This window comes from Anaerostipes sp., assembly GCF_018381315.1.
Classification (GTDB): domain Bacteria; phylum Bacillota; class Clostridia; order Lachnospirales; family Lachnospiraceae; genus Anaerostipes.
On the sequence record NZ_JAGZSD010000001.1, the window covers coordinates 203,364 to 223,203 of the forward strand.

The 19,840-nt window shown below is 43.1% G+C and carries 14 protein-coding genes and 2 tRNA genes; 13 read left to right on the forward strand and 3 right to left on the reverse strand.

Annotation, left to right across the window (positions count from 1 at the left end; genetic code table 11):
* Window positions 1-7 precede the first annotated feature (7 nt).
* The 3 genes from KH180_RS01060 to KH180_RS01070 all read left to right on the forward strand — a co-directional run bounded on the left by KH180_RS01060 (window position 8) and on the right by KH180_RS01070 (window position 7,392).
* Complete coding sequence (locus KH180_RS01060; RefSeq protein ID WP_290755550.1) at window positions 8-4,147, forward strand: hypothetical protein; 4,140 nt, start codon at window positions 8-10, stop codon at window positions 4,145-4,147.
* A 123-nt stretch (window positions 4,148-4,270) separates the two neighbouring features.
* On the forward strand, window positions 4,271-6,772 hold the full coding sequence (locus KH180_RS01065) for a leucine-rich repeat protein (RefSeq protein ID WP_290755552.1): 2,502 nt from the start codon (window positions 4,271-4,273) through the stop codon (window positions 6,770-6,772).
* Window positions 6,773-6,879: 107 nt separating this feature from the next.
* Window positions 6,880-7,392 carry an HAD domain-containing protein gene (locus KH180_RS01070; RefSeq protein ID WP_290755554.1) on the forward strand — a complete coding sequence of 171 codons (513 nt, stop codon included), beginning with the start codon at window positions 6,880-6,882 and terminating at the stop codon, window positions 7,390-7,392.
* A 1-nt stretch (window position 7,393) separates the two neighbouring features.
* Here the strand turns inward: KH180_RS01070 and KH180_RS01075 are convergent, their stop codons facing one another.
* Window positions 7,394-8,002, reverse strand: a complete 609-nt coding sequence (locus KH180_RS01075; protein ID WP_290755556.1) for an ATP-binding protein — start codon at window positions 8,000-8,002, stop codon at window positions 7,394-7,396.
* A 92-nt stretch (window positions 8,003-8,094) separates the two neighbouring features.
* Here KH180_RS01075 and KH180_RS01080 point away from each other — a divergent pair, with 92 nt between their 5' ends.
* From KH180_RS01080 to KH180_RS01115, 8 genes are all read left to right on the forward strand, one after another.
* A complete protein-coding gene (locus tag KH180_RS01080) occupies window positions 8,095-8,766 on the forward strand; it encodes a Crp/Fnr family transcriptional regulator (RefSeq protein WP_290755557.1) in 672 nt (223 codons plus the stop codon).
* Window positions 8,753-9,244 (forward strand): HD domain-containing protein, encoded by a 492-nt coding sequence (locus tag KH180_RS01085; RefSeq protein ID WP_290755559.1) that lies wholly within the window; start codon window positions 8,753-8,755, stop codon window positions 9,242-9,244. Before KH180_RS01080 ends, KH180_RS01085 begins: the two co-directional genes overlap by 14 nt.
* Window positions 9,245-9,317: 73 nt before the next feature.
* Window positions 9,318-9,390: transfer RNA gene (locus KH180_RS01090), tRNA-Phe, on the forward strand.
* Window positions 9,391-9,422: 32 nt separating this feature from the next.
* Window positions 9,423-9,493, forward strand: a tRNA-Gly gene (locus KH180_RS01095).
* Window positions 9,494-9,765: 272 nt separating this feature from the next.
* Window positions 9,766-10,251, forward strand: a complete 486-nt coding sequence (locus KH180_RS01100) for a GNAT family N-acetyltransferase (protein WP_290755561.1) — start codon at window positions 9,766-9,768, stop codon at window positions 10,249-10,251.
* A gap of 86 nt (window positions 10,252-10,337) precedes the next feature.
* Entirely contained in the window at window positions 10,338-11,492 is a 1,155-nt protein-coding gene (locus tag KH180_RS01105) for an NAD(P)-dependent malic enzyme (RefSeq protein WP_290755563.1), read from the forward strand.
* A gap of 66 nt (window positions 11,493-11,558) precedes the next feature.
* Complete coding sequence (locus tag KH180_RS01110) at window positions 11,559-11,984, forward strand: MarR family winged helix-turn-helix transcriptional regulator (protein ID WP_290755565.1); 426 nt, start codon at window positions 11,559-11,561, stop codon at window positions 11,982-11,984.
* Window positions 11,985-12,080: 96 nt separating this feature from the next.
* Window positions 12,081-13,445 carry an MATE family efflux transporter gene (locus tag KH180_RS01115; protein WP_290755567.1) on the forward strand — a complete coding sequence of 455 codons (1,365 nt, stop codon included), beginning with the start codon at window positions 12,081-12,083 and terminating at the stop codon, window positions 13,443-13,445.
* Window positions 13,446-13,543: 98 nt separating this feature from the next.
* On the opposite strand, the gene KH180_RS01120 is transcribed toward KH180_RS01115, so the two are convergent.
* Together KH180_RS01120 and KH180_RS01125 are read right to left on the reverse strand one after the other, a co-directional pair.
* Entirely contained in the window at window positions 13,544-15,439 is a 1,896-nt protein-coding gene (locus KH180_RS01120; RefSeq protein ID WP_290755568.1) for an X-X-X-Leu-X-X-Gly heptad, read from the reverse strand.
* A gap of 2 nt (window positions 15,440-15,441) precedes the next feature.
* Entirely contained in the window at window positions 15,442-17,526 is a 2,085-nt protein-coding gene (locus KH180_RS01125; protein ID WP_290755569.1) for an efflux RND transporter permease subunit, read from the reverse strand.
* Window positions 17,527-17,703: 177 nt separating this feature from the next.
* Here KH180_RS01125 and KH180_RS01130 point away from each other — a divergent pair, with 177 nt between their 5' ends.
* Together KH180_RS01130 and malQ are read left to right on the forward strand one after the other, a co-directional pair.
* Window positions 17,704-18,303: a TetR/AcrR family transcriptional regulator gene (locus tag KH180_RS01130; RefSeq protein WP_290755571.1), complete on the forward strand. Its 600-nt coding sequence runs from the start codon at window positions 17,704-17,706 to the stop codon at window positions 18,301-18,303.
* A 114-nt stretch (window positions 18,304-18,417) separates the two neighbouring features.
* Window positions 18,418-19,833, forward strand: coding sequence for a 4-alpha-glucanotransferase (gene malQ / locus KH180_RS01135; protein ID WP_290755573.1), 1,416 nt, complete (start codon window positions 18,418-18,420; stop codon window positions 19,831-19,833).
* Window positions 19,834-19,840: the final 7 nt, after the last annotated feature.

Genomic DNA, 19,840 nt, shown 5'->3' on the forward strand with positions numbered 1-19,840 from the left:
AGCGCAGATGAAGAAATGGGGAAAAAGAATTGTTTCCGGGATAATTGCAGTAAGCCTGCTGGCAGCGGCTTCTGCATCAAGACGGGAACCGGGGGAAAAAGCAGTGGTTTCTATAGTTCAGGCCGGTACTGAGACAAGCTTCATGGGCAGATTACTGGAAGGTGAATACATTGATGTATTCACCTCATGGTCTGCAAAAGAACAAAATCAGTTTTTTGATTCCCTGAGTGCTCAGGAACGGTCTGTATTTATTGAAGTAACCAATTATCAGGTTATAAAACAGCTGGTTAAAACAGGGACCTCAAAGAAAGGCCTAGATGAATTGTTCCGAAAACTGGAGCCGTATTTTCAATTATTAAAAAGAGAAAATGAAGAAAAAGCAAAAGAGCCGGTTGTCCTGGAATGTATCAATCAGATAGAAAAAACAGAATATCCGTCGGCAGATGTGTATCTGAAACAGTTAATCCCTGAGAAGGATACTTGCTATATGGAATTTTATTTTGCCCTGAAAGAAGCGGGGGAAGGTAAACAGGATATCCCAAAGGCAGCAGATCAGCTGTATGAAAAACTTGGGCTTAAGGAAGAAGAAAAGGCAGGCAGCATCAGAAAGACAGCAGCAAAGTCATCTTATACAGCACAGCAGAAATCAGCGGCAAAAGCTGTCTCAGATGGGTTTTCTAATTTTAAATCTGTCAGTTCTGTGAAGGAAATGAAGGATGCGGTTGATTCTGTGAAGAAAGGGGAAAAGCTTGCTGTACGCATTGACAAAGGATTTAACGTGACTTCGGTTATTAAAACAAACGGAAGGCATGTGAAGATCTATGCAGACAGTGCAAGTGGCCATAACCTGAACAGAACTGCATCATACAAGGGAGCCATGATCGAGGTAAACGGAGGATCTTTAACTCTGGGGGCGTATGACGGTGACGGAAGAGCTAAGAATACTTTGTATATAAATGGGAAAAATGTTGCGGCAGCGGCACCGCTGATTAAGGTCTCTTCAGGGCAGCTTTATTTGAATAAATACAGCTGTATCAAAGACGGATATTATTTGGCAGATTTTGCGGGAGGGGGAGGTATCTCTCTGGAATCCGGAGCGTCATGCTATATGTTCGGAGGGAAGATTGACGGCTGTTCAGCAGCCAGCAGCAAGGATGTATCTTCCAGTTCACCAAAGTCTTCTCATGGAGGAGGCATTGTGGTTAATGACGGGGCTTCCTTTTATATGTTCAGCGGATCGATTGAACGGTGCAAAGCCGTCCATGGAGGAGGAATTATGGTTTACGGCACTGCCAGGCTTTACGGCGGCGTCATCTCAGACTGTGCGGCAGTAAACAAGAAGAACGATGCTCTTGGAGGGGCAGTAAAGGTACAGGGAGCCTTCAGTACAGACGGAAAGATCACTGCTGTAAAAGGAGACTTTGCAGTATGGAAGTATACAAGATCCGGTTCCTGGTCAGTTAATGGGAAAGATGGATATGAGCAGGTATCTACTGCAGGTGTCACATTAAAAAAGAACCGGGCAAATGCAGGCGGAGCGGTCTGTGTAAACAACGGTTCTAAAGGCACAATACAGGACTGCAGTATTTATGACAACAGCAGCACCGGAAACGGTGCAGGGATCTGTCTGTCTAATGGCAGTTATAAAAAAGGGGCTTCTTTGGAAATAAAGAAGGGAGCCGGAATCCATGGAAATGTCAGCAGCGGCTACGGCGGAGGTATATACTGTGCCGATTCAGTTAAGGGATCCATAAGCGGAGGAACCGTTTATGAAAATACAGCATCATACGGAGCGGGAGTCTATCATGAAGGAGAATTCCTTTTATCCGGAGGAACTATAAGAAATAATGGATCTAATAACTCCGGCGGAGGTTTGTACGCAAAAGGCAGGCTTGTTATGAACGGAGGGGAAATTTCAGCGAACAGCGCAAAGACATACGGCGGAGGTGCCATCATAAAAAGTGCAGGAGGTACTATTAGCGGAGGACAGATAAAAAATAATTCTGCAGCCGTTAACGGCGGAGGACTTCAGCTGGATGGACAGCTGACGGTCTCAAATGCAGCTGTCACCGACAATACAGCCGCCCAAAACGGAGGCGGATTATCAATAAGCACCGTCGGCAGGCTGCAGATGAAGAGCGGGACAGTCAGCGGCAATACTGCAAAAGTCAGCGGAGGGGGTATCAGTGCAGACGGGACATGTAAAGTGAACGGCAGCAATTTTACAGGAAACAAATCATATGGAGACGGAGGGGCTGTCTATGTTGGCAGCGGTACATTTACAACATTTCAGGCGAATCAGGCCGTAAAGATAGAGGGAAACAGTGCGGCAAAAAACGGAGCAGGAATTTATAATAAAAATGTAACTGTACTTAATAACAATGCCCATATATTAATGAATGAGTGTAAAAATGGAACAGAGCACAATGTATTTCATGAAGGCAGCCTGTTTTCTGTGGAAGGATATACAGAAATTAAACAGGAAGTTTATCTTGCCAAGGATAGATTTATTACTGCATCCAGCAAATATTTTTCCAGTGCAAATTCCCTAACGATGAAAATTTCTATGGAGAATTCTAATCTTAGAAATGGATATGCCGCCGTAAAAGGGGATATATCCAATACTGGTGACAGCAGTTATAAAACAGGAGATACATTGCTTCATAATCAGGCAGCAGACGGCAGATTTGTTTATACAGGAAGCGGTTATACTCTAAGGCCGGGAAATTTCAAAAAAGCATCGGCAGGCTGTGTATCGTACAGCGTTGTTTTAAGCCGGGTATATAAGATTTGCTATGATAAAAATTCTAAAGAGGAAGTCAGGAATATGCCCGCATCAGCAGATAAATATTGGGAAGAAGATCTAAAGCTATCAGAATTAACGCCGTCCGAAGCGTCAGGAAACTTTCTGGCGTGGAATACAAAGCCTGACGGTACAGGAAACGGATATCAGCCAGGAAATCTTTACACAGCCAATGAAGATGCAACACTGTTTGCTTTATGGCCCCGCTATAAGGTGGAGTATTTACCTGGAATCCAGGGAACCAGCGGAGCGACACAAAGTCAGGAACAGAATAAGTCAGAAGATATTTTCCTGAGAAAAAATGGTTTTCAGTCATCTGAGGGGAAATTTATATGCTGGAAACAGGATACATATAAAGCCAGAAAAAGAAATGAGTTGGAAGCGACGGGATATATAGACCTTAAGGCGGAAAGAAATACGCAAGAACAGAATTATATATATGAGTTCTCAAAAAATGTACGAAAAAGCTATCTTGCTGGCAGATCGGATATAAAGGGCTCTTTATTGGATGCGGATGATATTTTTGTGATGAAAGGGCAATGGGACTTCAAGCCAGATATTCTTTTAAAGGATAAGAAATCATTTATAGAAAATGAAAAGGTGGATCGTACAAAGCTTTTAGAACTAGTGGAAAGTTGTCATGATGTTGAGGATGGGGATTTAATGCAAAGAGTGAAAATTACTGAAATTCAATACGGAATGACAAAAAAAGGAATGAAGCCTGAAAATCAAAAGTTTTCGGATGGAATGAAGAGTACAGATTTGATGAATACGTATTTCATGATGCTTGATAAAAATGAGACTGTAAATATAAAAGTATTCTTTCAAGTAAAAGACAGCGCTGGAAACATTACTGAGAAAGAGGGAGCGGTCTGTGTCGTTTATAATAATCCGCCAAAACTGCATTCCTATAATCTTGCATTTTATCAGAAAGATCTAGAAATAAAGCCTAAGGCTGTATTAAAAGAAATAACAGACAACTGTCAGGCTGAAGATTTAGAAGATGATAAGCAAGGACTTAACATCCCTGTTTCTATAGTCGAACCTGTCCCTTTAGAAATTGAAAAGATAAAATCCGCAGGAAAGCATAAAATTATTTACCGTGCTGTGGATTCATTAGGGAAAGAGACAAAGCTTGAATCCGAAGTGTATATTGCACAAAATAGTCCATATATAGACTCTTACTTTTATCGGGTCAGGTTTATAAACAAAGAATATCTTTATACGTTGGATCAAAACAGTAAATGGAAAAAGGATCCGGAACTAAATAATAAACTTGTAACACAACTGGAGAAAACAGGTAATGATGCCGTAATAAGTTATAAATTTAGAAGTAAAAAATAACGTTACAGGGAATGGAATTATCTATTCCCTGTAAGTTTGTTAATTGAAAGTATGGAATATATTAACTTTATTGTTATAATACTATTAGGAGAGAGAAAATACATTAAAAAGAGTGGAGAAATTATGAAAAATTTGATGAACTACATGTTGGTATCTTTTTTTATAATGCTGATGTATTTCTCAATAAATATTACGCAAGCAGGAGCAGATGATTTAGTAGGTAAAATATTTCAGAGCGGTGGGTATTCTTATGAAATTATTTCAGACAATGAAGTATCAGTTTATAAATATAATCATCAAGATCCTGGTATTTTAGAGGTGTTGCCCAATGTAGAATATCAGGGAAAGAACTACAGAGTAACCCAGTTTTACTATGATCACTCAGATGTAATTGTTAAGAAAATTATAATACCAAGTGGAGTAAAGAAGGTTATTATAAATCCAGACGGAGTCTCAGATTATAAGTTCCCTAATCTACAGGAAATCATCCTCCCAGACTCTCTCGAATACATCAACCCTGGTTTTTCTTTCACTATGACCAATTTAAAGTCTATAAAACTGCCGGACAGTAATAAACATTATAAAGTGGTGGATAATGCTTTATTTAATAAGGACGGTACAGACCTGATTGCTTTCCCAAGCGGAGATGAAAGAACCACTTACCGCATTCCTTCTGAGGTCAGGACCATTAAAAAAGAGGCATTTGCTTCCAATCAAAATCTTAAAGAGTTGTCAGCTGCTGATTCAGTGACAGAATTAGAACCATGGACATTTTCAGGATCCCATATCCAGACATTAGATCTTACCTCTGTTAAAAATGCGGGCAGAGGAACTTTTGCGTTCTGTCATGATTTAAAAGAAATTAAACTTGGAAAAGAGACTCTTTTAGGTAAGGAGCAGTTTTATGAAAACAGTTCATTGAAGAACATCACAGTGGAGGAAGGAAATCCTAAACTGTGGTCAGAGAATGGAATTCTCTACGGGCAGTCAGATGACGGAAAATCCTTAATCTGTTATCCATCAGCAAAAGAGGAACAGAGTTATGCCGTGCCGGCCGGTATAAGCCGGATAGATTACAGTGCCTTTAACATGTGCAGGCTGGAACAGGTTTTTTTGCCGGCAAGTGTGAAGAAGATTCAGGGTTCTGCATTTAATTATGGCAATGAGGGAAGGGCAGAGAATGCCATTCGTATTTATTTATGCAGTGACAGCCTGCCTGAAATGAAAAAAGCGTCTTTTGCAGATCTGGGATCCGGCAGCACTGTCTATCTAAAGAATGACGCTTTGCAGGAGCAGTTTAAGAACGAGAATCAAAAATATCAATATATCGACAGCCAAGACCAAGATGCAGAGATCAGCGTGTCGACCATGGAGCAGCAGTCTGCCGAAGATATCGTGTTGGACAAAAACTCTATTTCAATTGAAATGAAAACAAATGGGAAGGCAGTGACTGATTTGCTGGGTGTATCCATGGTTCCTCCGGCATCTACCGATAAGCTTGTGCTGTCGTCTTCAGACCCAAAGGTGGTAAAAGTGACTGGCCGCGGAGAAATAACCGCAGTTTCTCCTGGGACTGCTTCTGTTATAGTTCAGACCGGAAATGTAAAAAAAGAGTGCAGAATCATTGTCTATGGGCCTTTGGGCAGTGTAGATCCTATTCCTATGCAGTTTTATACGGGAAAGGAAGTAAGGCCTAAACCTACGGTTAGAAATGCGAATGGAGATGTGCTGAAACCTGGAACTGATTACACAGTAAGATATTGGAATAATCTCGTTTCAGGGACAGCAAAAGTCCTGATCGATGGAACAGGATGTTTTAGGGGAAGTCTGGAGAAAGAGTTTGATATCCGGATCAGAGAAAATGATATTTCCAGAGCAGAGGTTATGTTTTCCCAGAAGTTTTACCATTATGAAGGAAAACCTGTAGTGCCAGGATTCACGGTGGATCTGAATGGCAGGAGACTTAAAGAGGGAAGGGATTACCGTACTGAATATATGGCAAACACAGGCGTCGGCCTGGGATGTATATGTCTTACTGGAATCGGATCCTGTTATGGACAGAATTTTTCATATTTCCAAATTTTAAAAAAAGAGGAGCCCAAAAATGAAAAAGTACCTTACGGGAAGAAGTCTAAAATCAGCTCCGTATCACAGCCATCCGGCAGTGTATATACCGGAAAACCTGTGGTCAGGCCGGTGAGAGTAAAAAGCGGTGCCAGGATCTTAAAGATAAACAGGGACTATCAAGTAAAATATACTTCTAATAAAAACTGCGGCAGGGCCAGAATGGAGATTTCGGGGAAAGGCGGATATACGGGAAAAGCAGTCCGATACTTTATGATAGTTCCAAAGAAGGCTGCAATAAAAAAACTCCGGGCGGGGAAGAAAAAAATAAAGGTATTTGCGAAAAAGAGTCCGGGTAAACCTTCCGGATATCAAATCTGCTGGGCCGCCAATAAAAAGTTCTCCAAAGCGAAAACCAGATTGGTCAAAAACCCATCCTGCCTGCTGAAAGGTTTAAAGTCCGGAAGAAATTACTATGTCAAGGTGAGGGCCTATAAAACGACAGGCGGAAAAAAATACTTCGGTGCCTACAGCCAGAGGAAAAGAGTGAAAGTGAGGTAATACTGCTCTGTGTATTCTGTCAATATCAGTGAAAAGTTAATGAAAGTGCCGGGACTGCCTGATATAATAGAGGAAAGACAGAGAACGGAATAAAGGGGGAGTTTTAGATGGCCTTTACAAAGAGATGGTTTCGGAGGAAGCCGGATAAAATTATTTTTCTGGATATTGACGGTGTGCTGAATTCAATGGATCTGTTCGACAAAATGGAAGAGAGAAAGACAGAACCGTTTATGGGGATTGCTGTGGATGAAGAAAATCTGGAACAGCTGAAGTATATTGTGGAGCAGACGGGGGCGAAGATCGTGCTGTCTTCCAGCTGGCGCCATGCGTGGCATGAAAAGGGGCCGATGATAAAAATCGGTAGGTCGCTGGATCAGGCTATGGCTGTCTATGGAATGAAGATTATATCAAAGACGAAGCATCTTCATAAAGGAAACCGCTCTCTGGAAGTGAAAGACTGGATGCGCGGAAAACACATCCAGTCTTTTGTGATCCTTGATGATACAGATTATGATTGGATAGAGTACGGATTGGGTGATCATTGGGTCCGCACAGATTTTATGGAAGGCGGATTAAACCGAACGCTTGCACAGAGGGCGGTAAATATCCTGAATCAGTGAGTTATTCAAGAATAATTCCTTCTGTTGAGATTGTGATGACATTCAGAGGAATTGTTTTCCTGCTTTGTTCCAGGGCAGTGCGGACCGCATATTCCAGGCCTCCGCAGCATGGGACTTCCATACGTGTGACGGTGATGCTCTTTAAGTCGTTTTCGCGGATGATCTGGGCCAGCTTCTCTGAATAATCCACTGGGTCCAGTTTTGGACATCCTACCAGTGTGATCTTCTGTTTCATAAACTGTTCATGAAAGTTCCCATGGGCAAACGCTGTACAGTCTGCTGCCACCAAAAGATGTGCATGATGAAAATAAGGTGCGTTTACAGGAACCAGCTGGATCTGGACAGGCCATTGTCGCAGGGCACTCTGGTTGTTTTTTCTCTGGTTGTCTAAAACTGCTTCTTTGTCGTAGTCAGGGGCCTCTCTGTTTTCAAAGGTTATAGCGCCTGTCGGGCACATTGGAAGACAGTTGCCGAGGCCGTCGCAGTAATCGTCCCGAATGAGCTTTGCTTTTTTGTCTATCATTTGAATGGCACCCTCGTGACAGGCAGAAGCACAGAGTCCGCATCCGTTGCATTTTTCTTCATCTATTTTGATTAATTGTCTGATCATTATGAATCCTCCTTGATTTTTATATTTGCATCATACTATAATACACTTAAATTGTCTGTTGAAAATTCAACAAAAGAAGGAGTTATAAAATATTGAATCATATATTATGCGGATGTCCCCTGTTTTATGGAATCGGGGAAAAAGATCTGGAGAGGATGCTTGGATGTCTTTCTGCAAGAAAAGAAACCTTTGCCCCCAGGCAGATGATTTATGTGAACGGAGATACCATTGAAGAAGTAGGGATCATCACAGAAGGGGAAGTACAGATTGTCCGGGATGATTTTGAAGGAAGGAGATCGATCCTTGCCCATATTGGTCCGGGAGGCGTATTTGGAGAAGCTTATGGATGTCTGCCGGGAATGGAGATCCCGGTGTCAGTGGAATGTGTCAGAGAATGTTCCGTTCTGTTTTTGAATTATCATAAAGTTTTGACAACATGTGATGCAAGCTGTGTATTTCATCAAAAGCTAATTGAAAATATGGCAGCCCTTCTGGCTTCAAAAAATGTTCAGTTAAATCAGAAGCTGGAGTGTCTGGAGAAAAGAACGACAAGGGAGAAGCTTCTTGCTTATGTAAACCAGGAGAAGCAGAGACAGAGAAGTTCTAAGATTAAGCTGCCGTTTTCAAAGAAGGACCTGGCTGATTACCTGTGTGTTGACCGAAGCGGTATGATGGTAGAGTTAAAGAAGCTTCAGACAGAAGGAATTTTAACAGTAGAAAAAAGCTGGATAACGATCGGAGATGAAGTATATGAAGATCAGTGATGTGATTACTAAAATGATAGAATATTATCAGGGGGATGCCAGAAGGATTCAGCATTTCATGAAAGTTTATGCATATGCAGGGGCTATTGGTGAGCAGGAAGGTCTTGATTCTAAACAGCAGGAGCTGCTGGAGATCGCAGCGGTAACCCATGATATCGGTATTAAAGTAAGTGAGGAAAAGTATCAGAGCAGTGCGGGCAAATATCAGGAGACAGAGGGACCGAAGGAAGCTTTAAAACTATTAAAACAGTTTGGACTCAGCCGGGAATCTGTGGAGAGAATCTGCTATTTAATCGGACATCACCATACGTACAGCTGTATAGAAGGCATGGATTACCAGATTCTGGTGGAAGCCGATTTTCTTGTGAACTTGGAAGAACAAAAGAGCAGCAGAGAAACTGCGGAGTACGTCAGAGATAAAATATTTAAGACTAAAACAGGGATTTATTATCTTGAAAAAATATTTTGCGAAAGCTGACAAAAAATTAAAAAAAGTTCTTGATTTGGGCTTTGTGTTATGGTAAAGTATAGAAGTCGCAGAAATGAGACATGCCCAGATAGCTCAGTCGGTAGAGCAGAGGACTGAAAATCCTCGTGTCGCTGGTTCGATTCCGGCTCTGGGCATTACAGAGAATTGAAAAGACTCTGTCATATATGCGGGTGTAGTTCAATGGTAGAACTCCAGCCTTCCAAGCTGATCACGTGGGTTCGATTCCCATCACCCGCTTAGCAAGCCGTTTTAGAGTTATCTCTAAAGCGGTTTTTTTCTTATTTCATAGGAAATGCGCCCTATGAAATAAAAAACGCTCCGCGAGGATCGCACTGCGGCGATAAGGAATCATGTCGCCAAAGCGACCCGCCGCAGGCGGAGAATCCCGCAAGTGGGATTCTTTCTTATTTCATAGGAAAGTGCGTCCCATGAAATAAAAAGCACTGCGTTCAGGATGCGCACAAGCCCCTCAAAGAGTGAAGGACTCGGTTAAAAGGAGTATATTTGATATGGAACTTACTGTGAGACAATTTAAAAAAGAAGATGTAAAATATATGACGGACATATGGAATCAGGTTGTGGAAGAAGCCAATGCTTTTCCGCAGGAAAAACCGTTTACGGCAGAAGAAGCCGAGAGCTTTTTTAAACTCCAGTCCTATACAGCGGTGGCAGAAGCAGACGGAGAGATTATAGGGCTTTACATTCTGCATCCGAATAATGTAGGCAGATGCGGACATTTATGCAATGCCTCCTATGCGGTCAGTAAGAGTGCAAGAGGCCGGCATATTGGTGAGCAGCTGGTGAAGGACTGTATAAAACAGGCAGGGGAGCTGGGATTTAAGGTGCTGCAGTTTAATGCCGTGGTGGCTTCAAATAAAGGGGCAGTCAGGCTGTACGACAGGCTTGGATTTCAGAGGCTGGGTACGGTGCCGGGAGGCTACCATTTAGGAGACGGCAGTTATGAAGACATTATTTTATTTTACATTACTCTGTAATATAATGATATCAGGGCTAAAATACTTTTTGCCCACGACATAATAAAGAAAACCATAGATGATAAAGATTCATAAAGGAGAAGCTCATGGATTACAATGAATTGGCGTTGAAGATGCACGAAGAGAACAGAGGAAAAGTGGCAGTCAGGTCTAAAGTTACGGTGGAGACAAGAGAAGACCTGAGTACAGCCTATACTCCTGGAGTGGCAGAGCCGTGCCGTAAAATCAGGGATTGTAAAGAGGAAGTGTACCGTTACACCGCAAAAGGTAATCTGGTAGCCGTCGTATCTGACGGGACAGCGGTTCTCGGCCTTGGAGATATCGGACCGGAGGCAGCGATGCCGGTTATGGAAGGGAAAGCTATTTTATTTAAAGAGTTTGCGGATATTGACGCATTTCCGATCTGCCTGGATACAAAAGATACAGAGGAGATTATAAAGACAGTAAAATATTTGGCGCCGACTTTTGGAGGGATTAATCTGGAAGATATTTCTGCGCCGAGATGTTTTGAAATAGAGCGCCGGCTGAAAGAAGAGCTGGATATACCCGTATTTCATGATGACCAGCACGGGACAGCTATCGTGGTGGCAGCAGGTCTCATCAATGCACTTAAATTTGCCGGGAAGAAGATGGAAGACGCAAAGGTGGTTATCAATGGAGCGGGTTCTGCCGGAATCTCTATCTGTAAGCTTCTGCTGCAGTTCGGCATAAAAGACGCTGTACTTGTGGACCAGAAAGGTGCTCTGTGTCCGGGAGAAGCGTGGATGAACGAAGCACAAAAAGATATGGCGGAAAAAACGAATAAGGACCGGCAGACCGGAGGACTTTCTGAGATTATGAAGGGGAAAGATGTATTTATCGGTGTTTCAGCACCGAATATTGTTACATCCGAAATGGTTTCATCTATGGCGGAGGATCCGGTGGTATTTGCAATGGCAAATCCGGTGCCTGAGATCATGCCGGAGGAGGCAAAAAAGGGCGGTGCAAAAGTGGTGGCTACCGGCCGTTCGGATTTCCCGAACCAGATCAATAATGTGCTGGTGTTCCCCGGAATCTTCAGGGGGGCCATGGATGCCCGGGCTTCTCAGATTACAGAGGAGATGAAAATGGCAGCTGCCAGAGCTATCGCAGGTATCATAACAGATGACGAGCTTCAAGAGGACTATATTATTCCCGGAGTTTTTGATAAGCGTGTGTGCAGTGCAGTTGCAGATGCGGTTAAGGCAGAAAGCCGGAAATAAATTAGCTGTTGAAATTTCGGCAGGATTCCTGTAGAATATGTAGTGCACTACATATGGAGGCGGATTATGAACCAGGAACGGGAAATTGGAGCCAGGTTTAAGCATATCCACGATAAGTTCACGCAGCATATGAATCAAAACTTACGCTGTCTGGATGTGACGTATTCACAGATGGAATTGCTCCTGTACCTGGCAGAACATCAGAACCGGAAGATAACACAGAAAGATATCGGCGAATTCATGAAAGTGAAGCATTCCACAGTCATTGGTATTTTAAGGCGGCTGGAAATGAAAGGATTTTTGTACTGTGTTGTGGACGAAGAGAATAAGAGATGCCGCAATGTGATTCTCACACAGAAAGGGCTGGACTTAAAGAGTAAGATGGAGGCCCACCGGAGAGAAGAAGAAATGCGCATCAGGCAGGTGTTATCTGAGGAAGAATCCCAAAAACTCTATGAATTGCTTGGCAAGGTGCTTGAAAGCCTGGAGTAGAGATATAATTAACAGTCAATGAAAGTGCCTGGCGGCGCTTTCATTTTTATTCCGCTGTGCAGCTGGCTGCATATACGATAAAAGGAGGAAAAACGAATGGATAATAAAGTATTTGAGTCATATCCGGTGCCGAAAGCAGTGGCCACTCTGGCTTTGCCTACGGTACTTAGTATGCTTGTAACAATTTTTTATAATATGGCTGACACTTTTTTTGTGGGTCAGACAGGAGATCCAAACCAGGTTGCTGCCGTATCACTGACAACGCCGGTGTTTATGCTGCTTATGGCAGTGGGCAATATCTTTGGGATTGGAGGATGCTCCTATATTTCCAGAATGCTTGGAGAGGGAGAGACAGAAAAAGTAAAGAAGATCAGCAGCTTTTGTTTTTACGGAAGCATTATAGCAGGAATTATCATGATGATCGTCTTTTTAGGAGGCATGCCGGTTATCCTGAAGCTGATCGGCTGCAGTGCCAACACAGAGGGGTATGCCAGAAGCTATCTGACCTATATCGGCCTGGGATCTGTATTTGTAGTCATCTCCATGGCCTTTAACAATGTGGTCAGAGGAGAGGGAGCTGCCAAGATCTCCATGATCGGAATGATGATCGGGACTATCGTTAATATCGTGCTGGACCCGGTTATGATCCTCGGAATGAACATGGGAGTTGCAGGAGCAGCAATTGCTACAATTATAGGGAATATTTGTACGGTTGTCTTTTATTTATTTTTCTTTGCAAAGATGAAAACAGGACTTTCGATTTCACCGAAACATTTTACGGCAAAAGAAAAGATTATGTCCGGAGTATTTGCCATCGGTATTCCTGCCTCTATTAACAATATCCTTATGAGTACAGCGAATATTATACTGAACAATTTCCTTGCATCCTACGGCGACATTCCGGTGGCGGCCATGGGTGTGGCAATGAAGGCAAATATGCTTGTGATCCTGGTACAGATCGGACTGGGGTCAGGTGTTGCCCCTTTGATCGGATACTGCTACGGATCAGGCAATCTGGAGAAGATGAAAAAGACTATGAAGTTTTCCATGGCGTGCAATGTGATCATGGGGACGGTATTGTCTCTGCTTTACCTGCTGTTTACACAACCAATCATTCAGGCGTTTATTAACGACGGATCAGTGGTAGCCCACGGTGTGAGGATGCTGAGAGTCTTAATGATCTCCGGACCGGTCATCGGCATTATGTTTGTATTCATGTTTGGATTCCAGGCAATGGGAAAAGCAGTTCCATCCCTGATCCTTTCCTTGAGCCGGCAGGGTCTTGTATTCTTCCCTGTTCTGCTGATTACAAATTATTTGTTCGGACTTGAGGGAATTGTATTCGCCCAGCCTGTGGCGGATCTGGCATCCTTGGGTGTTTCATTCCTGCTGTTTATAAAGATAGCAAAAGAATTAAAAGAAAGAGAAAAAGAATTAGAATTAAAGAATGCAGAAGCATAAAAAAGGCTCCATGGAACGGTTTTTATACCGATCCCATGGAGTATTTTTTATTACATAAGAAATTTATACAGAAGGATGTGCACAAATGCAAACTAAAATTATTTCTCGATTTCTTCTGTCTCAATCATAAATTTGACACTGCCCTTTGTACCCTTTGCTTTCTTTGTGAAAGTCTGGTATTTATCACCCTGTTCTATTGTGTCATTGATCCGGTCCAATGTATTTTGAACGTCATTGTCCATAATGTTTACCAGACGCTGAATGCCATCCTGATTAAACTGGATAAGGCCTGAATTCAGAGTGTCAGCACCGGCATAGAGAGCATCTGTGCCAGAGGAAAGTTTGCTGCCGCCGGATGCCAGTGTACCGGTTGCCAGGCTTAGTTTTTTACCGCCGGATGCTGCGGTGTGAATTCCCTGTCCCAGCTGGCTTGTTCCGGCTGCCAGTTCACTCTGACCGGATGCAAGGTCTCCGGCGCCCTTATTTAATTTTACTGCTGCCGAACGGAGGCTGGATGCGGCATCCGTCAGTTCCCTGGTGTCCAGACTGTTTAGCTTTTTAAAAGATGCCTGGGTGGACGGATCGCTTAATTTCTGGATCAGCGCTTTTGCGGGAGCTAAAGAAGAAGATAAAGCCCGGCTCTGCTGGTCAATGGTATCATTTTCATCCTTCATTTTGCTCTGGATTGCCTGCATAGTTCCAATGGCAGTCTTTATATCCTGAATATCAGCTGAATCTGTCACAGTACCTCTGCCCAGCAATGTTGTCAGACTGTCAATCTGTTCCTGAAGAGCACTGCCGTATTGAGTATTGGCGTTTTTGACCATTTCAAAGGAAGAGGAGATGGAATCCAGGCCGGATGAAAGTTCCTGCAGTTTTTGCTGGCTTGGGAGACTGCCGGTCAGGGATTTCATGTTCTCCAGTCCATAAGCAAGCTCTTTCATCATAGACGGAAGAGATTTTGTTTTCTTTTCCAGCTGGCTGGTTCCTGCCTTTAGATCCTTTGTCCCTTTTTTCAGCTTTTTAGCCCCGGAAATCAAGTCATCTTTTTTGTTATCCAGAGTATTCAGTCCTTTGGACAGCTCTTTGGTCTTTTTGTTAAGAACAGCAGTACCGCTCTTCAAAGTTTTGGATGCATTCTGTAATTCCTTTACTCCTGAGAGCAGCTCTCCGGAACCGTTTACCAGCTTTTCGGAGGCATTGGAAAGAGTGGTCAGTGAATCGTTCAGCTCGTCAATCGTATCTGCTTTATCCAGGCCGAACTCTGAGAGAGTATCGGCAGAAGCTACGGTTGCAGTCACTGTCATCTGGAAGTCTTTCACATCCGCAGTGAATTCAAATGAATCAGGGATGTCAAACTTTTGGCCGATTGCGCTGTCTTTTAGCTTCAGACTGTCAGAAAGTCCCGGGAAAGCAACACCCATAAGAATATGCTTGCTGCCGTCTGAAATGTCTTTTGCATTTTTCATTTTGACATTTGAAAAATGTTCCGTCGGCAGCACAACAGCGGTAATCATGGTAAACGGAGTGTAGATGCCGTTGTGTACCTCATGGTTTGTAAATTCATAGCGGATCTTTACCTTTCCGCTCTTGCCGACCAAATTTTTGGGGCTGATCTCTTTGCCGTCCAGATAGTAAGTGACCTGCATGGAAACCGGAAGCTCTTTGTCAGTTTTTCCCTGATAATAAATGTCATTGCCGTTGGAATTCCAGGTGATGCTGTCCTTTTTGCCTTTCTGATATGTTTCATCACCTTTTACATTTTCTATATCATTTAAGTCACTGACGTCTTTGATCTTTGACGATTTGGTTTTATTTTTGAGCCAGTCGCTTACAATGACAGTCTGTGTATTGCCTTCTGCATCTGCCTTTACATAGACAGTCTCTTCTTTTTCCTGGGAATCAGCTGCATATACCGGAACTGCCGCCATCGAAGCACACAGCACCAATGAAGCTGCCATGGCCAAAGCCCTGCTTATTTTCTTTTTTCTCATGTCTAGTCCTCCTTTATTTCCTGAATATGGCCCATGCCAAATGTTGTTTTACAGATTAATTTATCAAATATCATAAACATCGCCGGCAGAATAAATACAACGCTGACCGTACTGATGACAGCCCCTCTGGCAAGCAGAGTACAGATGGAACTGATCATATCAATCTTGGAGTAAAGCGCTACTCCGAACGTTGCGGCGAAGAAGCTGAGTCCGCTGGTGATGATAGAAAGCATGGAAGTCTCATGTGCGATGCGGATGGATTTCCACTTGGTATTGCCTTTGATCCGCTCTTTTTGGTAGCGGCTTGTCATCAGGATGGCGTAATCCACCGTAGCACCAAGCTGTATGGTTCCGATGACAATACTGGCCACAAACGGAAGTTCTTCTCCCGTATAATAGGGGACAGCCATGTTGACACAGATTGCAAACTCGATGACTGCTACCAGAATGACCGGCAGGGAAGCCGATTTAAATACAATCATGATAATAATAAAGATTGCCGCTATTGAGGCTATATTTACATTCCGCAGATCCACATTGGTTACATCTGCCAGATCCTTCGTCAGCGGAGCTTCACCGATGACCATGGACTCTTCGCTGTAGCTTTTCACAATCTTGTTGATCTGGGCGATTTGGCGGTTGACCTGGTCGGTGGCGGTCTTGTAGTCGGAGCAGATGAATTCCATCTCGTAGTTTGGGCTGATCAGGCTGCTGCTCAGAGTGCCGGGGATCATATCAGAAGGTACGGCGGAACCTACGACGGAGTCCATACCCAAAACCCATTTGACGCCGTCTACTTTTTCAATCTTTTTCTGCATCTCTGATTTATCCTTGGATGACATGCCCGATTTCAGCATTACCATATGGATGTTGCTCATATGGAAGTCTTTGCTCAGCTTCTTGTTGGCAACGTTGCTGGGCAGAGACTGGGGCAGGGATTTATCAATATTATAGTAAATCTGCGTATGGTTGTTTCCGTAAACTGCAGGAAACAGCAGAATCAAAAAGACCAGAATAGTGGCTTTATAATGCTTGGTGATAAAGTGGGAAGCATTGGAAAGATCCGGGATAATGGATTTGTGTGTAGTTTTATCAATCCACTTATCAAAAATCAGGATCAGGGACGGCAGCAGGGTCACACAGCAGATAACGCCGATGACAACTCCCTTTGCCATAACGATTCCAATGTTCATACCTAAGGCAAAGGTCATAAAGCACAGAGCCGCAAACCCTGCAATGGTGGTGACGGAACTTCCTGCAACGGACTTAAACGTATTGGAGACCGCATGAGCCATGGCTCTTTGTTTGTCATTATCAAACCGAACCTTGTTGTCCTCGTAGCTGTGGAGCAGAAAGATGGAGTAATCCATAGTAACTCCCAGCTGCAGGATCGCAGTCAGAGCCTTTGTTATGTATGAGATCTCTCCCAAAAAAATATTGCTCCCAAGGTTATAGAGAATGGCAATGCCGATGCTTGCCAGAAATAAAACCGGAGTCAGAACAGATTCCATGGTAAGACATAAAACAAGCAGGGACATGGCAGCAGCAATTACAACATAAATCGGCATCTCTTCCAATGCCAGGTTTTTAATGTCAGTTACGATACCGGACATGCCGCTGATGAAACACTGTTTGCCTACCACATGGCGCATCTGGCTGACGGCATCCATTGTCTCATCAGATGAGGTGGTGTTGTCAAACAGTGCAATCATCATAGTGGCATTTTTGTTAAAAAATACGTTCCGGATTTTTGCAGGCAGCATTTCTTTTGGGAAGGTGGTGTCTGCGATGTCATCATACCAGAGTACCTTTTCAACATGGTCCACTTTTTCGATTTTGTGCTTGATTTCCTGTACATCCTTCAGCTTGGCATTTTCAACCACGACCATGGAAAATGCTCCGGTTCCAAACTCATCCACCATGATGTCCTGGCCCTTTACTGTCTCCAGAGAATTTGGAAGATAGCTCAGGATATCATAGTTGATCCGGGTTTTTGAAATTCCGATCAGGGATGGAATTACCAGAAGGAAGGAGAGCAGAACAATCAGTTTACGGTGTTTTGCTATCCATTTCCCAAATTTAATCATAATCAGTCCTCCTAAATGAATGACTAAAAGTCATTTTTCTTACTAATGGTATACTATAAAAATGACTAAAAGTCAATAATTATCTGTTTGTTTCCGGAGAATTTTATTAAATATTGACTTGCAGTCATTTTTAGGTATAATGATAGTAAACTAAGGCCAAAAGGGGGATGTACGCCTATGAGTAAAGTGGAAGAAAATAAAAAGAGAAAGAAGACAGCATTGCTTGATACGGCGTATCATCTGTTTACGCAGAATGGCTATCAAAAGACGTCTATTTCTGATATTGTCAGCCAGGCAGGTGTTGCCAAGGGCACATTTTATCTCTATTTTAAGGATAAGACAGATATCCGCTATAAACTGATTGCACACCGGGCAGGCCTGATTTTTAAAAAGGCTTACAGGGATCTTAAAAAGACCAATATCCGGCTGTTTGAAGATAAAATTGTGTTTCTCGCAGACAATATCATTGATCAGCTGTATAAAAACCCCACACTTTTGAAACTGATTTCCAAGCATTTGGGCTGGGGAATCTTCAAAAATGCAATGAATGAACCTATGGAAGGGGACCATGAGAACATATATGAGGTTTATATGAATCTCATGAAAGAGTCCGGCATAGAATTTGAGGAGCCGGAGACTATGATCTATCTGATTGTGGAGCTGATTTCCTCCAGCTGTTATAATGCTATTTTATTTGAACAGCCGGTGACATTAGAACAGCTGAAGCCATTCTTGTATAAAACAATCCGAAGTATTATAAAAAATCATCAAAAATAGTACAATGTACGGTTTTTTGAGCAAACAACCACAGGAAATCATGCTATAATGAGGGATGCGAAAACTGTTAATCAGAATGATGAGCCTCTCATCAGTAGTTATAAGGAGTAATGAATGAAATCTTGTGGTATTTTGCTGCCTATCTTTAGCCTGCCGTCTTCTTACGGTATCGGATGCTTTTCAAAAGAAGCCTACCAATTTGTAGACTTTCTGAAATCAACCGGCCAGTCCTACTGGCAGATTCTTCCTCTTGGAACCATCGGGGAAGGAAATTCTCCGTATTTATCCTATTCAAGTTTTGCGGGAAGCGTATTATATATAGATTTAGAACAGCTCCAGGCAGAGGGACTGCTGACTCCGGAGGAGTGTGACGGCTGGGAATTTTCTGACAGCGAAGAAAAAGTGGACTACGATAAAGTATTTATGTCCAGGGAGATTTTGCTGTGGATTGCTTACAGCCGTTTCCGCGGGGGAAAAGATTACGAAGATTTCAAGAAAACCCATAAAGAGTGGCTGGATGATTTCTGCCAGTACATGGATCTGAAACAGCCCGGAAAGGGAAGAGAGTATTTTTGCTTTGTCCAGTATAAGTTCCTGGGCCAATGGCTCAAACTTAAGCAGTATGCCAATACAAACGGCATTCAGATCATTGGAGATCTTCCGTTTTATGTAGCAAAAGAGGGGGCTGATTTTTGGGCCCACCCGGAAATGTTTCAGCTGGATGAAGACGGGAAGCCCAGAGTACAGGGCGGATGTCCGCCGGATGCCTTTGCTGAGAACGGGCAGCTTTGGTCGAATCCTGTATATAACTGGGAATATCACAAAAACACAGGGTATGACTGGTGGATGAAGAGATTAAGCCATAACTTCCTTTTATATGATGTGCTGCGTCTGGATCATTTCCGGGGATTTGATGAGTATTTTGTGATCCCGGCGGAAGCTGAAACAGCGGCCGGAGGCAAGTGGGAAAAAGGGCCCGGATTAGATTTCTTTCTCACATTAAAAGAGAAACTTGGGGACGTAAAGATCATTGCTGAGGACCTGGGATTTCTGACTGATTCCGTCAGGGAACTGCAGAGAGAGATCGGTTATCCGGGAATGAAGATCCTTGAGTTTGCTTTTGGGGCCTGGGACGACAGCGCATATCTGCCGCATAAGTATGAGGAAAACTGTGTGGTATATACAGGGACTCATGATAATGACACAGCTCTTGGGTGGTACGAGGATATGTCGGAGCAGGACAGGAACTTTCTGCATCATTATCTGAAACACAGCACGATTGTTCCGACCGGGCATATGAATCTGGATTTAATCTCCCTAGCTCTTGAGAGCAAGGGGGATACTGTAATCATTCCGCTTCAGGACTACCTTGGTCTAGGCAGCAGCGCAAGAATCAATACACCTTCTACTGTGGGGGAAAACTGGGAGTGGAGAGTGACAAAAGAGCAGCTGAACAGTGAACTGAGAAAAACCATTTTGACACTGCATGACCGCTACCGCAAGGAAGAAACGACAGAGAAAAACTCATAAGGAGCAG